Annotated in this window: 8 protein-coding genes; all 8 read right to left on the reverse strand. The window is 38.4% G+C overall.

Features of this window, described 5'->3' with window-relative positions:
• Nucleotides 1-104: 104 nt before the first annotated feature.
• Nucleotides 105-2,519 (reverse strand): cell wall-binding repeat-containing protein, encoded by a 2,415-nt coding sequence (locus tag KR50_RS16410; protein ID WP_041061197.1) that lies wholly within the window; start codon nucleotides 2,517-2,519, stop codon nucleotides 105-107.
• Nucleotides 2,520-2,939: 420 nt separating this feature from the next.
• Nucleotides 2,940-4,028, reverse strand: a complete 1,089-nt coding sequence (locus KR50_RS16415) for an acyltransferase (RefSeq protein ID WP_041061200.1) — start codon at nucleotides 4,026-4,028, stop codon at nucleotides 2,940-2,942.
• Between the two features lie 130 nt (nucleotides 4,029-4,158).
• Nucleotides 4,159-5,529, reverse strand: coding sequence for an O-antigen ligase family protein (locus KR50_RS16420; protein WP_052477179.1), 1,371 nt, complete (start codon nucleotides 5,527-5,529; stop codon nucleotides 4,159-4,161).
• Nucleotides 5,530-5,682: 153 nt separating this feature from the next.
• Nucleotides 5,683-6,567, reverse strand: coding sequence for a PIG-L deacetylase family protein (locus KR50_RS16425; protein ID WP_041061206.1), 885 nt, complete (start codon nucleotides 6,565-6,567; stop codon nucleotides 5,683-5,685).
• A gap of 16 nt (nucleotides 6,568-6,583) precedes the next feature.
• A complete protein-coding gene (murJ, locus tag KR50_RS16430; RefSeq protein ID WP_041061209.1) occupies nucleotides 6,584-8,092 on the reverse strand; it encodes a murein biosynthesis integral membrane protein MurJ in 1,509 nt (502 codons plus the stop codon).
• Nucleotides 8,093-8,755: 663 nt separating this feature from the next.
• Nucleotides 8,756-9,469 carry a hypothetical protein gene (locus KR50_RS16435; protein ID WP_041061212.1) on the reverse strand — a complete coding sequence of 238 codons (714 nt, stop codon included), beginning with the start codon at nucleotides 9,467-9,469 and terminating at the stop codon, nucleotides 8,756-8,758.
• A gap of 13 nt (nucleotides 9,470-9,482) precedes the next feature.
• Nucleotides 9,483-11,726 carry a cell wall-binding repeat-containing protein gene (locus KR50_RS16440; protein ID WP_052477181.1) on the reverse strand — a complete coding sequence of 748 codons (2,244 nt, stop codon included), beginning with the start codon at nucleotides 11,724-11,726 and terminating at the stop codon, nucleotides 9,483-9,485.
• Nucleotides 11,727-12,008: 282 nt separating this feature from the next.
• Nucleotides 12,009-16,640, reverse strand: coding sequence for a cell wall-binding repeat-containing protein (locus KR50_RS16445; RefSeq protein WP_041061215.1), 4,632 nt, complete (start codon nucleotides 16,638-16,640; stop codon nucleotides 12,009-12,011).
• Nucleotides 16,641-16,857: the final 217 nt, after the last annotated feature.

The raw sequence follows: 16,857 nt of genomic DNA on the forward strand, positions 1-16,857 counted from the left end.
ACCGTTTATTATAATATACATATGGTGATTCGTGTCGAAGATTATATTATGTTTTGATGACAAAAAAACCGAATAATGCGTTCATTCGGTTTTTTTTGTCATATTTATTTGACCATCATCTGCTCAAGGCTTTCCCTGACACTTGGTATGATCACTTTATCTGAACCCATATAGTAAAGTGTTGGTGTATCCTTCATTGTGTTCATCCAGTTTGAAACAGGTGCAGGTACAGATGAATTTTTCGTCAAAATTAAAGGTGCGCCGTACTTAGCTGCAAGAGCTGAGCCTGATAAAGCATCAACAATGATATCTCCTCGTGCAAAGAACACATTATTTAAGCTTCCCTGCTGTGAATAATATTTATTTGCAATTGCAATACTCGTATCGTATCGATCTTTCCCGCTGACTCTTTCGACTGTAACGCCGAGCGCTTGCAGCTGGTTTTCGACTTGTTTAGACACAGGGTACGTTCCCCCGATAATGGTAACTTTTTTAACGTTCTTCGTGCTAATAAATCTTTTCACTTCATCGCGCAATGTATGAGAAGAAGTTAATAAGATTGGTGTAGAGGTGGAACCGGCATAAGCTGCAATGGATAGGGCATCAGGAGATTCCTCATTTCCAGTTGCTAAGAAAATTTCATTTACTGCAGATCCTGTATATGCATTTGCAATGGATACAGCCGTTTCATAGCGATTTACACCTGTCACTCTTATTACCTCAATATTTAAAGCAAGAATTTCTTCTACGACTTCAGGAGAAATAGCTCCTTCTCCTCCCAACACATAAACTGTTTTAGGATTTAATCGTTGTAATTCTGTCATAACGGCTCCGTGCATGGTTTTTGGAGTAGTAAGCAGCAATGGAGATCTTTTATTGGCAGCCAATACACTTCCAGTTAAAGAATCAATCGGAAGATCCCCCCGACCAAGAACCACTGCATCTACTCTTTGATTTTCCCATCCAAAAGTAGATATACTGACGCCTGTTTCGTAACGCGAAGCACCGCCGAGCGAATATGACGCTGGAGTCAAGTAGCTGGATGCCACATACCCCTCAAGTCCAGAATCTGTTATTACTGGCACAAACACATATTGACCATAGACTGTGTTTGGATAGGCCGGCTGATTAGAAAGAACGGTCACTCGAGTGCCTTTAGGCAAAGTTGTAAGCGTTGAATCAACATTCACAAGACTTCTGATACGGGCGTTTTCTTCGTTTATAAATACTTTATCCCCAGGCTTTAACTGAGATTTAGACATAGTTAAGGGTCTTGCTGTATCATATTGATTTTTTTCAAATCGTAGTAAAGAACCGATTACATTGGTTTTCAACTGACTAGCTGGAAAAGGGGTTACGTCGATTAATCCCATCTTGCTGATGTGTTCATAAATTCGTTCCTGATAAGGTCTGGTGCCGTTTGCTGTTGGATCATTTCTTGAAAGCATTCCATTATAAGCAAAGGCTGCAAAATACCAGTTATCAATAAATCTGCGATCCATGTCGTTTACAGCTGGCACTAGCGTCTTCCCATCTGTATGCATGGTGTTCGCATATTTCCATTTTGACTCAAGTATATCCAGTCCTTCTTGGATATTAAATCGAATGTCATTCTTCAAGCGGTCCACATATTGTTCTCTTTTTTCTTTATCTGAAATAAAACGCCAGTCTGAGACCTGCATAATTCCAATCCCTATACAGTCATACCCAAGTTTTACATTGGAGCCGTCCCAGGCAAGATAATTTGGGTTGATTTCTGCTTTTTCAGGTGTGCAGCCCTGTCTTATAGAAGCAGGCACAGTTGTCCAGTGCTGCTGAAAATTCGATTCCTGATACGCGATGGCTTTTACAATTTCAGGAGGCATGTTTCGCTTAACTGCTTCCTCCGTTAATATCCGGTTGATTTCTGAAGGCGATGGGTTGGCCATGGACAAAGAAGCACCAGGGGCTGAGTCGATTGAGAAAGTAGAATGATCCGAACGTTCCTTCGAAATAGTCTGTTCCATTCCTTTCCCGTATATATATTGATCCGTCTTCGTTTCTTGAGGATCGATACCTGGTTCATCATTTAACACAGGATACGTTACTTCAAGACTATTTTCCACCATATCATATGAAGCGCGTTCATAAAATGGAGACGTATAGATTTCGTTTAATTTACCTTCATTTACTTCAAGTACAGTGAAATTAACCAATGTACCTGATCCCTCAAGACGGGAGACTAATGTAAAATAGTGCTTTTTATTATTTTCAGTTGAATAAAGAGCTTCAACTCTACCAAAATCGATAGTTTTTTCATAAGAAGATTGGTCATCAAAATAAATTGAAATAGTAGAATTTATTCCATTATCCACTTTTACTTCAAAGGCATGATTTAGCTTTGAAATCGTTTCTCCCTCTGGAAAAATCAAGGAATTTTCAAGGGCACTGGCAGGGGCAGTAAGATTAAATGTGATAAATAGTACTATTATCCCCGATACTAGGTAAGAAATAATAGATTTTTTCTTCTTCTTATTCATTCGACACACTCCTTATGAATCATACGAACTATAATAGAGAGGATATATAATCATTCCACATGAATAATTTTACTTTGTATCAACCTATTTATCTATAACAAATTAATTATATTATTAAAATGGTTCTTTTTACCTAGTTTAAAAATAATAATGTTGTTTTGAAACAAAAAAAGAGGTTGGGACAATTATGTCTCAACCTCTTCAAACCGGTTCTCTGCGCTTCAGGCGGACGCTTTCCGCAGGGACGGTTGCTTGAGCCTTTCCAGGGCTTGCCCTGCAAAGGCTCAAGCAACCGACATATCCTACAGGAGTCGCCACCTTCCGCTCCGTTCACCTCAAATTTACAATTAAAAAGAACTCAATTTAAACATCTTTCACAGTTCTGTCCCAGCCTCTTCTTAAAGGCAACAATAAAGACTTTTAAACGTTGTGTTTTTTCGGGTCCGGAAGATTTCCAAATAGAAACCAGGCCTTCGGAAACATAAGATGAAGTGCCCGAATAAATAGATACGTACAACCAAGAACTAAAATGAGTCGAATAAAAATAAACAGATTAAATTGCAGCCATGTTTCAGGGACGAGAATTCTTCCCCATATAACCAGAATGAATGGGTGCACTAAATAAAATCCAAATGAGTAAATTCTTAATCGTTCAATAATCGCTAATACACTTGAATGTGCTGAGCGTTCAACCCAGATACCAATCTTAAAAAGCAAGTAGCAAGCCAGCAGGAAGAAAAGCATCTTCACCATAATAAACACATAATAATTTACCAGCGGATCCTTCAGCGTGTAGCGATAAAAGAAATCATACGTATAAAGAAGTCCTAAACCAACCGTTAACAAGGATAAACCAGCCATCGCTTTTTTAGAAAGCAGATTGTTCAGGCGCTGATAATGAATGCCAACCCATCCACCGAAGAAGAAACTGCCGATATACACCATGAAGAATGGATACGAAATCCAGTCATACTGTTTATTGAGCAGAACATAGGCAAATTCAAGGATAAATCCAACAATGAAAAGGTATTTATACATAAATACTGATTTTTTAATAAAGAAAACAAACAACGGAGTTAAGAAAAATAATTGAACTAAAATCATAATAAAATATAGCTGATAATAAGAGGTTCCTGATAATAAATTTTGAACGATTGCCGTTATGCCCATGTAAGGCCTGATTCCCATAAAGTAAGCAAATGCTTCATAGAACAATGACCAGAAAATATAAGGACCTAATATAAACATAAATCTTTTTCGATAAAAAGAGAGCCATGTTTTTAACGTGAACGGACGGTCTTCATAGTTATAAAACAACACCAGACCACTTAAAAATACAAAGACTGATCCTTCAAATCGAGTAAAACGATTGAGCATCAGATAAAAATCATATAAAAAATGATCTACCGGAACATTTGAGGATGCTACTGCCGTCACGTGAATCAGAACGACCAGATTCATGGCGACTACACGCATAAATTTGAGTGATTCAATTCTTTCTTTTTTCATAAGTTCTCCTTTTCAAACAGTTAAAGAATTTTGAATGTATAAGACGATCCCTCATTCAGTACGTCAAATATAAAACCAGTGTTCCTGCTAAGCGCGGCACACTGGTTTATGTTTCAAGGTTAATTTAACACTAGTTTTTAGAGACATGATGATGAAGGTATGCAATCACTAAAGCCAGATAAATACTGACACCAGGTGCTGTAAATACGTGACCTGCAAAATGAGCAATACCAAGTCCCAGAATAATACTGGAAATCAGTAAAGCATACATTGGCTGAAAAACCATGGTGATTTTTCTTGTTAATTTTTTTAGTACAGATCCTGCAAAATAGAGCAATGGCAAGAAATAGAGGATAGTCCCTATAAGTCCTGTTGAATAAAAGACATCTGAATAATCCATCTCAATCATCTTTGGTTTTTCTTCAAAGTTTCCACCATACCCCATACCGACAATTTTCTGTTCAATTGGCGCCTCTGTATAATAGAGTTTATATTGGTATAAAAAACGGTCGCGGCTGCTGTACATTAAACTGCTGACGCGGTTCGGTTCTTCCTCTTCTACTTCTTCTGATTCAGCCGGGCCATCAGCTTCTTCTTGTTCTTGTTCTTCTGCTTCTTCTTGTTCCTGATTTTCAAGCAGCTCAATATGTGCATACGTATTCTGGAAGACCGGAACAATTGGGGTCACAGCACCTAACACAAGTAATAACGCAAGCGTGAATGCTGCACTTATTTTTAGATTCCCCGGGTTTTCACTCTTTTTGATTAAAGCGAAAACAATACTTGCCAGTCCAATGGCTAACGTGATGCCTACTGCTCCAAAGCCAACTTTAGTACCAATCATCAATAGAGAGAAGCTTGCAAGAATGACAGGTACCCATAAGTAAATATGTTTAATACGAGTTGTATTGATTATGGCAAAGTAAAGCAGAATAGGCAAAATAACAGCGAGGATTGCACCAAGCTCATTTCCTGCAAAAAACCAGCCCGTGTAGCCTACTTTCGTCCATGAATAACTCATTAGGCTCGTGTTGGTAAGAATTGAAACAAGCATAACAAGCCCAATAATAAGTGAACTGATCATAACATTGTTGAAAAACTTTTTTCCCAGCTCCTTTTGTCCTGAAAAGAAGGAAAAAAGGAAAGCAAAATTTAATAAAACGACATTGAAGTAAGACAGCTTAACTAAAAACTTTACTTCTTCCATTAAATAAAAATTAGGTTTTGAGAGAAAATTAACGCCTAAATGGGCCAGTAAAAATACTCCCCAGAGAAGCAAATAGATACTGGCGATCTTAGCAAAGGAACTGCTCTTCCAATGAAGCAGCAGGAACAGAGCACTGAGTGCCATGTAGATCATTCTGACAATAACGCCTACTGTAGCACTGGTGTTTAACTGAACAATGCTGAAAGTAGTTAATATATCAATAACCGGCTGCATAGCAATGAAGTAGAAAAATAGTAAAACCAGTTTTTTATTAGTCCTTAGTGCGTGTAGCATAATTTCATTCCAATCTATAAGTGATAAATTCTAGTGATGTTTATGGAAATCAAACGAAAGTTTAAACCTCCACTATACTACTATATATTAAGCATTAAGAACATAGCCTAATGGTTAATTATATATTACAAACAATACATCGAAATGGATAAACTAATGTATTTCTTTATATATTTTTTTCTTTTTATCCAGATTTTTGTAAATAGCCCATAACAGTGTAACGGTTCTATTAGCCTGTTTAAACAGCGAGGGATACGTTTCAGCGTTTTTGCTGAGAAGCTCAGTTTGTTTAATGAACTGTTCCTTTGTAGATTGGATAAAGGTTTCTACATACTTAACATTTTTATCATTTACAAGATTAGCTTTTACACCTGACAGCACGAGAAAACCATCAAACGCTATTGCTTGAGATGTAAAAACCTCTGTAGCTCTTTTCTTCACATCAATGGACTCTGTGATATCAATTATACAATTGATATCGTCTGGCGGAACGGGGCAATTAATTTCATATTGCCTAATAATTGGCTTTAAGTCAGACCTTTTCAATACATCAGAAAGCAGCTTTGCTGTAGCTACATGATCAGGATGAGCATCTACGTTACCAGTTGTATAGATGACTTCCGGTTGAATCCAACTCACTAGTTCGTTCAATTCATTCTCTGCCTTTTTATTTCCTTTAACTTCCCCGTCAGGCACGTCTAGATAATAGATCGAATCAATTCCCAGCATATCTTTCACTTGATCAATTTCATTTTTCCTGATTTGAGAGATCTTTCCCTTTTCCACTGACCCGTTGCTGCTTGCTCCATCTGTAATAAAGACACAATGGACCTCAGTATTGAATTTTTTATATTCATGTAACGTCCCGCCAAGCCCAATCGTTTCATCGTCCATATGAGGGGCAAGAACAAGAACTTTCTTTGCTTTTTCAAGAGGGGTAATGTCTTTAGTTCGTTGATAATGTTTTTTTAGCACCATTTTCGTTACGGGATTGATAATTGGTTCACTTACGTTCATGACCATTTTTTTTGCATTCATTGAAATAGCTCTCCTTTTATCTTTTTCGAATAGCTGAAATTAAAAAGGTGAAGGTTGATACCTTTAGCATGAAAACCGCCCCAAGGTAGACGATTGCTCCAACCACTGCCGAAAGGATGATTTCAGCTAGATTAGGAAGCGAAGCGGCGGCCATTCGTAAAAGGCTTAAAGCTCCTATCATTATAACAACAGAGACGATAATTTTAATCAAATCGGCCATCATTTTTCTTTGACCGGATCTGCCAATTAGATTAGTAAATATAAAGTAACTGACGATAAAATAGATGAATGCCATTACAGAAGAAGCTAACGGAATTCCATTATAACTATTCATCGCTTCTGTCAAAATGTAATTAAATACGATATTAAGCAGAATCGAGACAGCACCGATTTTTAAAATGACTTGACCCTTCTGCATGGCATAAAATCCTTTATTTAAGACCGTTTGCAGGCTGAAAAACAAAACAGATCCCACATAAAAGTAAGCAACGGTAGTAGTAGCAGCTGCTGCCGCTTCACTAAATTCACCTCTTAAATAAACAAGCTCGATAATATTGGGCATTAACCACATCATCCCCGCTACAGCAGGCAATAAGATTAATGACATGGCAGATAAGCCTCTTTGAATACCTGTTTTAAACAATTCCTTATTGTTCGTAGATTGCGCTTTCGACAGAAGAGGAAAAATAATAGTTCCAATGGTTACCCCAATAATAGCCTGCGGGAAATGAACCAGATTTTTCGCATTATTAATATACGTTATCACACTTACTTCAAAGCGCCCTGCAAAAACATAGTCCACCGTTAAATTAATTTGGCCGATCATAACTGTAACTGCTACAGGTACAAAGATGATATAAAATGATTTAATCTCAAGCCAGTCGAACTTTCCTTTAAGCGTATACGTACCTTTATCGATAAAAAACAGTATTTTTAAAAGAAGTGACAAAACGGTTCCCGCCGCATAGCCAATAGCAAGTGAATAAATACCGATGCTGTCAGCAAAAAGAACAGCAGATAAAATCGAAGAGAGGATCACGACGATTTGAGAAACAACTGAGATCGCAAAACGGTTATTAGCATCAAAAAATGCTTCGAGAACAGAATTCATACCTACAGCTACAATTGAAGCAAAGAAAATGATGGCTATTAAGATAGAGATCTCTGTGGCATCTGCTGTAAAATCCGGATACAGCAAAGGAATGTAAAATGGCGCAAGCGCAGCACCAAGAAGGGAAAAAATAAAACTGACAATTAAAGTCCCCTTCATCACTTGAGAAAGATGATAAGAGCCATTCTTTTTCTCAAGTGCGCTAATATAGGTTGGAACCAAAGCGTTTTTCATTCCTGTGTTCAAGAAAAGGATAACCATATTCGGAATATTAAAAGCAGCAAAATAGGCCCCGGCAGCAACGCCGTCTCCGAAATAAAAGGCGACGGTCATATCTCGTAACAGTCCTGATAGTTTTAAAAATAATGAAGCAATTATAAAAAGAATACTTGCTAATCCTAATTTTGATTTCAACCTTAAAACCTCTTTCATTTTTCCATAATAAATCTACTCATCTAGTTATACCAAACAATTGGGTAAAACCCAAAACAGTTTTTACACTAATTGTCTCAAACAGATGACAATTTACGATTATTTCCTTCCTATTCTATTATTTCCTTCATTAATTAACGATCGCAAGTACTAAACAAATGATGTTGGCAGAAAAAATCACCAGTAACAAACCACATACAAATGGAAAAAGAATGCCGTAATGAAGGAAATATTCATTAAGACATTCTATATAATAGTTAAATCGTTTTCATATTTTAACTATTGTGGAGACACCATGAGGGGCTCACCTCCCGCCCGTCGGATAAGCATCCGTCTGAAACGGAAATGAACCGGTCCCCATTTTAAAAAATAATTCTACAAAGACATGAAGCTGTCTGATTACCTTATACACGGAAATTCAAATTAGAACATGACTCGATCTTTCCGATAAGTTATCTTCATTTTATGGGACTTTTAAAAGAATAGGTTCATTGCAGCGGAAGGCGGTGACTCCTGTGGGAGCAAGCGGGAAGGGTGAGACACTTTGAATGCGACAGCATCAAAGGGGCTCACCTCCCGCCCCACGGAAAGAATCCGCCTGAAGCGGAAATGAACCGGTCCCCATAAAGAAAATCACTCAACTATTTATTGAACTGAAATTTCTTCGAGCTCAGTGGATACGGTGTAGCCGTTTTCGCCTTCCACTTCAATTACTTCTTTAATTAACCCTACTTCAGGAGCAAAGAATCGGGTTGTTTCCGTCTGTCTTCCAGACGTTTCAGAAGAAACCGTCATTTGTATTTGAACCACATCAGAAAAACTACCATAAGGAACTGTTACTTCATCCGTTGTAGAGACGACATTCCATTCTTCTTTTTCACTGTTTGCAGATGCTGCAAGAGTCATTTCTTCTTTTGGAGACTCTACAGGTTCGAATTCCTCAATCAAGCTTTCTTGATTTTTCGGATTTTCTTCAGTATACACCACAGAGAATCCATCTTCATTCCACTGATAGATTGTGTGAGAAACAACATCTCCAAACTTCACTTCTTCTTGAACAAACTCTTTATTTTGATCAATTACTTCATGAGTAATGGTAAACTCGTCCTGGCTAAATGTTTTAACAGCATTTTCCGGCGAGCGGTAAAGGTTAAATCCTTCTTGTGAATAAACGACAGATTCTTCTGTTTCAACTGCTGACTCTTCTTTCTCCACTGCATCCGCATTTTCCACAGAGTCTTCATTTACTGAAGACTCGTTACTTGATTCACTATTGCCATTGCTTTGAGGCAGTGTGCCCGTACCACAACCGGCAAGCATTAAGGCGGCTATACTTATAATAAATAAATTATTCTTCATTCTCTTCACTCCTTTATTTCGTAAGCTGAATAATACGATTTAGCGGCTGCTTTTTAACTACTCCGCCTACTGAGATGACTCGTTCGACTACATTTTCATTACCATAGGTTGTAATATATCCATCTAAAGATGAATGTAAGTGATCATTGACCAATAACAATGGAGATGAATATTTTTTTGACAATGCTGAAGCCGTCAAGGCATCAGGGAAATTCGCGCTAGTTGAAACGAGAACAGTGTTCGAATGCAGATCATCACTAAAATGTTCTAGCACGGCTGTTAAGGTTTCATATCGATTTTTACCTGCTAATCGAATGACACGATCTCCTCCAACCTCCTGAACTAATGCATCTTCCGTTTTGACTGAAACAACACCTGTACCTCCAACAATTGTAATATCCTTCTTTTGAATGTAATCAATAGCAGATGGCGTTAGTGAACTTTCTGTATTAACTAATAAAATGGAAGCATTCGTATTAACTGCAACAGGTGTTGCTCCAAGTGCATCCGGGAAGTTCTGACTTGAAACGACAATTGACTTGCTCACATTCTTTAATTTGGCGTTAATTTTAAGGTTGGTTTCGATGCGGTCGCTTCCTGACACTCGTTCAACCGTTATGCCCATTGATTTTAACTCTTTTAACACGTCATCCGATACTGCATAAGTACCTCCGACGATAATCACTTTATTCGCTTTCAGTCTTTTAAGTTCATTTTTTAATTGATCTGTCATTTTTTGTGATCGGGTTAACAGGATTGGTGCGTTATCTAACTGCGCAGCATAAGGTCCTGCTGCAAGTGCATCAGCAAATTCGAATGCTGTTGCCATTACCACTGTTTTTTGTTTTTTGTTTGAACTAAAGCCATTAGGGTATAGTTCTTTAGATACTTCAATGGCTGTTAGCATACGGTCTTTAGCAGAAACTTCATCAGCTTCAAAGCGATGAGAATGTGAAGAAACAAGGTTACTGAATACAATACTGCCGTTTTTCTTGTTTTTCACATTGGTGTTTTTCCATAGTTTAGCGTATTCTTTGGCATCTTTTTCGCTGTAGAATGCCTTAAGCAATCCTTTTGATGTATGATGAACCTCATAATTCTCAGCTAAATAATTTGACCAGACAATCGTACCTGATTTTACATCAAGAACGTATGTATTTTTCCATCGTTTAGCTCTTTCGACTGCAGATTGGACATCAAATTTTTCCTCTAATACGCCTTGGCGGGCATGTACAATGTGGTAATTTGGCGATATATAATTTGACCACACCATTTCTCTTTTAACATTGTCCACCACTCTGGTATTCTTCCATTTCTTTGCGAATTCTACTGCATCACTCTCACTTACAAAATAATGTTTAAACGAAGAATGATAGGAATGCAATACAGCAAAGCCATAATAGATATTTGAAAAAATTTCTTCATTTGTTTTGTTATAAATTACTTTTACATTATTTCTGGATTTTGCCCAGTTTAGTGCATTTTCTTTAGAAGCATCTTTATACAGCAGCTTATTCGTTGAATCATACACTTCGTAATAGTCGTAGTTATCAAAATACTCATCTAAACCATCTGCTATTCCAGTTGAAACTTTAGTCTGAACTTCAGGATCTTTAATTTGTTTTTCTTCTGCAGGATTAGACATATACCCTACCTCTATTAGAACTGAAGGCATTTGAGCATTTCTTGTTACATAAAAATCCATTGGCACCATTCCCCGGCCCTCCGGAAGCGGAGCACTGCTAAGTACACCATAATGAATAGAAGCTGCTGCCTTTTTGCTTTCTGGAGAGTATTTTATTTGTAAGGGATCTGGAGGATAATTAGGATCAATTCCCTGGTTTATATCAAAATAGTAGGTTTCATATCCTCTGTAACTAGGGGTTCCTGTTGCATTATGGTGTACAGAAATAAAAACTGCATGGTCATTTCTGCCCTTTACATAGTTATTGGCAAGATTCATTCTTGCTCTTAAATCCGTACTGTTAGGCGATGCAAAATGCCTGTCAGTTTCTCTTGTCATCATGACTTCATATCCGCGTTTTTCCAACTCATCTCTGAGCTTTAAAGAAACCTCCAAATTGGCATGCTTTTCGAAGTAGCCTGTTGACGCACCTGAATAGCCCTTCGTACCTGAATATATACCACCGTGACCTGGATCAATAACAACTAGGTTCTTTTTTGATTCTGCTTCTGATAGATCCGAAAATGACAGAAATAGAATCAAAGTAAGAAGAAACACCTTAATCTTTTGCATAACAGCCTCCTAAATTTACTTCATATACCATTATATTCAATCTGTCTTTACGATTTACCCGTCTAAAATCCTATTTATACACTTAGTCCTTTTAAGCCTAAATAGATTCGAAGTAAGATAAATATTAAAATACAGTTATATAAGAGTATGTAATAGTAATATCGGAAGCACTTTTAAATTGTTAATCTTTAGTTCAAATATTAATAAATAAATTAAGTTAAAAATGAACAAAAAAATACCAAACCTTCTAATAAAAGAAGATTTGGTATTTCAGCTGTATTATTACTCTTCTAAAAAGTCATTCAACTGCTGAACGATGTCTTCGGATACAATCGTTTTGCCTCCGATAACTTTAGCATAGTTGAAATCCTCGTCCTGCAAATGTTGACCAAGGTCGTCTGATACAGAGCTGCCTACAAGGTATAAGCCAGATCCACTCTTAGCTGCAACTGCAGATCCGGAAAGTGCATCAGCAAAATCTCTGCCTGTTGCAACATAAACGGTATCTGAATCTTGACCAAAGAATTTAGCAACTTCAAGTGAAGTAGCGTAACGGTCTTTTCCAGAAATACGATGTGCATTCGGAACTTGACCCATCACTTCATTTGAAACAACCCCAGACCCGCCGACTACAAACGTTCTGTTCGCTTCAAGCTTAGCTAAAGCATCTTTAGTCGCTTTAGGGAGCGATGAGCTCTTTGTCAGAAGGATCGGCATTTTTTGCTGAGCAGCATAGCTTGCTGCTGACAAAGCATCCGGGAAGTTCTGTCCATTAACGACTACTGCGTTACTTGATTTACCGAACTTTTCAGCAATCTTAGCAGCGGTTTCGTAACGGTCTTTACCGGATATACGTTCTACTGTAATTCCTTGATTTTTAAGAGTCTTCACTACGTCTGCAGAAACAGCTCCTTCTCCTCCAAGTACGACTACTTTCTTCGCACCTAGACGCTTAATCTCATCTAAAGTAGAAGATGGAAGAGCTGCAGTTCTTGACAACAATAATGGACCATCATGCATTGAAGTTAATGGAACACCTGCCAACGCATCTGCATAGTTGTCACCGCGCGCAAGAATAACTGTGTCAGCTGAATCCCATTCAGTCTGGCTAAGTTCTACCGCTGTTTCGTAACGATTTTTCCCTGAGATACGCTCTACAAACAATCCAGAATCATTTCGCGTAATGGACAGCTCATAAACCGTTTCGTTTCCTGCTGTGTCAATTGCTTTAAATTCAAATGTGTTGGAGCCTTCCTCAAGGTCAAGTGTAACAGGAACTGTTCCTTCAAACGGCTTTGTTTCATCACTTGTTGTATTCATGCTGCTAAAGAGAACATCGTCTTCGAGTGAAAGTTCAACGCCGTTAAAATTGTCACTGAGAAGAACGTCAACTTCTACCTGATCAGTTGAATTGTTCACCAACTCGTCAGTATTGACAACAACCTGTGGCGCAACCGTATCAACCCAGAAGCCGCGTGCGATGCTTGTAGAATTTCCATTCACATCCGTTGCTTCTATTGTAATATCGTGCTTGCCGTCAGATTCTACTGTTACTTCTGTAGAGAAAACAAATCCGTCAGTCGAAGGAGTGAAAGGTACTTCCTTGCCATTTACCTTGACTGATTCAAGAGCATTTTCTTCTACAATTTTACCTGCTACCGGAATGGTGCGGGTTTTATAGTAGTTGAGCGCGATTGGAGCATTGTCATCGAGGTAGATGATTGGCGCATCTCCATCGTCAACAAAACTTGCTTCATAGCCAACATTGCCGGCTTTATCCACTGGAACAATTTCCAATGACTGAATCTCCTCAGCACTAAAGCCATAATTACTTAGGTTAACAGAAGTTGTATCCCCATTAAGTTTTTCTGTTGGAGTGACATATTGGCCGTTAATGTAAAGATCGTACCATAAAATTCCTACTCCTTCGTCAACGCCTGTAAAGCTAAGTGTGTTAGTGTCTTTGTCAAACGAGACATCGTTTACTTCTGGTGCTGTATTATCCACATAAACTGGCACTTTTTTCGACTGCCATTTTGCACCGTCATAATCCACTCTTGACTTGATTTCATAGAAATACATGCCGTCATCGACGATTTTATCTTTTACAGAGCTATTCCATACTCTTGCACCACTGTAAGAATACTGACCTGCTGCAGCATAATTTTTTCGTATGTTATTTTCGAGAGAAATCGTTTTGAGTTTTGTATTCTCTCCATTTAATACATTAAACTGTACTTCTTTCGCATTTCTCAGGAATGATGGTGCAACATTGATATCATCATATAATCCGTCTTTATTTTTTGTAGATAGCGGGTAGACTATCTCTCCATCCACTTCTATCCCCGATGAAAAGGTTGGGATATTTTCCCTGTTCAACTGTACAACACTAGATGGTGTGTTATAAAAACGATCTTCGCCTTCAAAGCTCATATTATCCACAATATCAGGGTTTTCCCATTTACCATAGAATCCAAGATAAGGAACTGCAAGATCAGGATTTTCTAAATCAGTAGAAACCAACTTAACAAACCCTTCTACGAATTGATCTGCCGGTAGATCAATGAGTTCTTCATTTCCATCCTCATCTATTCCTTTAACTTTTGCATTTGTTAAATCAATAGAAACCGTTACATCTACAGAGCCGTTTGCAGGCACTGTTACTGACTCAGGACCACTTACGACAGCACCTTCTAAATCACCTGCAACAAGGGCATTATAAGTCGAGTCTCCGTCCTTCACAAATGTATCAGCGAGAACAGATGTGTCCACATTATATTCTGCATCTTCTCCCGTAAGGTTCGTTGCAGTTAATGTCATTGATACAGTTTTAGAAGTAAAATCTTTTAAATTTACTTTAGCTTCATTTGTTTCACTATCTGTTACAAATACTGGTGTAGAAACGGCTGCATAGGTTTGCATCATTCCTGCACCCTGTCTTCTAGGTGAGAAAGGCTGCCCATTAAGATCGTGAATAATGTCAGCAGTATTCATTAGCAGCGCTTTAGCAAGTCTGGTGCGCTCATCTGAGTTATACTCGTTAAAGCGATCATCGTCTAGTAAGTACTGCTGTACTAATGCACTTCCTCCTGCTACATGAGGAGCTGCCATGGATGTTCCGCTCATGACGGTATACTCATCATCATTAACAGTTGACAAAATGCCGCCGCCCGGAGCTGTTATTTCAGGCTTGAATTCAAGATCAGGCGTTACACCCCATGAAGTAAAGTCTGTTGCACGGCCTACCTCAGGTCCTTCTTCTTTAGCTGTTTGTGTAACATCCATCATAAGTGAGGATCCATCTGCAAGTACTGCTTCAAGATCAAGCCCTGCCGCTCTCTCTACTTTCATGAAAGGAATATCCCAGCCGCCCTGATCTTTGTAGAAAACAGGGGAAGTAGAGTTATAAACGATGATTCCTGCAGCTCCTGCATTTGCAGCATTGACCGTTTTATCTACAAAAGGCAACCCGCCCCGCTCTACTACCACTACTTTTCCTTTAACGTCAATACCACTGTAATCCGCTGGTGCACCAAGTGCTCCAGAGTTACCGGACAAAGCTTTCAAACTTACTACCTCTACTTCTCCAAGCTTACTCCAGTCATCAATTCCATAGCCTTTAAATTCAGGAACACCTTCTCCATTGACGGAGTGGGTATATAAATCCATGTAATTTCCGGAAGCTGCTACCTGAAGCGTATCCGCATTTAAACCAGGAGCTCCGACAAGGCCAATGTCCGGATTTTCATAATGAGGATTGCTGTATCCTCGTCCGATATGACCTGAATTTCCTGCTGAAACGGTTGAAACAATGCCGTTTTCAACTGCGCGAGTAATAGCTAGATCCTCAGGTGATTCTTCTTCATAGAATGAAGCAGTTGATCCAAGACTCATGTTCAGAACGTCGGCTCCAAGTTTAATAGAATCATCAATCGCTTTTAAATAAATATCTGAATATGTAGATGCGAAATTAGGGTCGTTGGAGAAGACCTTCATTCCAAGGATCTGAGCTTCCGGCGCAACTCCTTTGATCCCGCCGTTTTCAGTGTCGCCGTTTGCAGCAACAGTACCCGCTACGTGCATACCGTGCATGGAAGCATCTGGTCCAAGATCTTCCACGGTATCGTTCAAATCGTAATAATTATAGGCATAAGGAACTTTTTCATTATAGAAGTTTCCTGTTACGGAATTTTCATCTTTTAAAGCAGAAACCTCTTCTTTCGTCAGTTCCCCTTCTACTCCATCGCTCAATACGAAATCACGGTGGTCAACGTCGGTTCCGCTGTCAATAACAGAAACAATCATACCCTCGCCTTTGTATTTAGCATCCGCCCAAGTTTGGTAGGATTGAATAAACTCATGACTTGTAACCATATCCTCCTCAAATTCAGGACGTTCATATTCATTGGCAATATAAACCTTCTTTACGCCAGGAAGTGATTCAATCGCACCAAAATCTTTGTACTGGATGATGCCGCTGAAGCCGTTTACTGAAGCAGAAAATGAATTCTTGTATTCTATATCTACGCCCTTGGACGAGATTGATTGTTTAACAGATTGCTGAGATGATGCAGCTTCCTGCTCAAAGTTTTCTTTCTCTGAATCTGAAAGCTCTTTATACAAAACGCCTTTTTTCGTCGCATGTTCAATAGCCGTTTCACCCGCTACTTCTACAATGACTCTTACCATATCTGACTCTTTTAAAGCAGCTTTATCTGCAGTGACTTTAGCCTTCTGATCAAGTTTAGCCATTTTTGCCTGAGCATTCGATAAAACATTTACCGGCACTTCGCCATTCGCATCTTTCTTCGGCGCATCGTTCTGGTTATCCTGCCCAAGTGCTACTGAAGAATTTCCTAAAACTAATGAAAGCGCCAAGGCTGCAGTTACGTTATTTTTCCACTTCTTTGTCAACTTGTTTCCCCCTTAAGAATATATATACCGTTGCAAAGCTGTAACCAATTTCACCTCTCTTTTCCATTTATATCAGAACACACATAATATTATATAATTTATTCAGAATAGTCAATATAATTTGATATATTTATAATAGATTTGTAATATGAGTAATACGAATCAAATGGTAGCGAATTGAATTCCAAACATTATATAAAATAACGTATAGAGACTA

Source organism: Jeotgalibacillus campisalis, from assembly GCF_000829515.1.
Classification (GTDB): Bacteria; Bacillota; Bacilli; order Bacillales; family Jeotgalibacillaceae; genus Jeotgalibacillus; species Jeotgalibacillus campisalis.

Excerpts from the sequence above, each read along its gene's own strand:
- KR50_RS16420 (WP_052477179.1), bottom strand. The coding sequence starts at position 5,529 with ATGCTACACGCACTAAGGACTAATAAAAAACTGGTTTTACTATTTTTC.
- KR50_RS16425 (WP_041061206.1), bottom strand. The coding sequence starts at position 6,567 with ATGAATGCAAAAAAAATGGTCATGAACGTAAGTGAACCAATTATCAAT.
- KR50_RS16440 (WP_052477181.1), bottom strand. The coding sequence starts at position 11,726 with ATGCAAAAGATTAAGGTGTTTCTTCTTACTTTGATTCTATTTCTGTCA.
- KR50_RS16410 (WP_041061197.1), bottom strand. The coding sequence starts at position 2,519 with ATGAATAAGAAGAAGAAAAAATCTATTATTTCTTACCTAGTATCGGGG.
- KR50_RS16415 (WP_041061200.1), bottom strand. The coding sequence starts at position 4,028 with ATGAAAAAAGAAAGAATTGAATCACTCAAATTTATGCGTGTAGTCGCC.
- KR50_RS16435 (WP_041061212.1), bottom strand. The coding sequence starts at position 9,469 with ATGAAGAATAATTTATTTATTATAAGTATAGCCGCCTTAATGCTTGCC.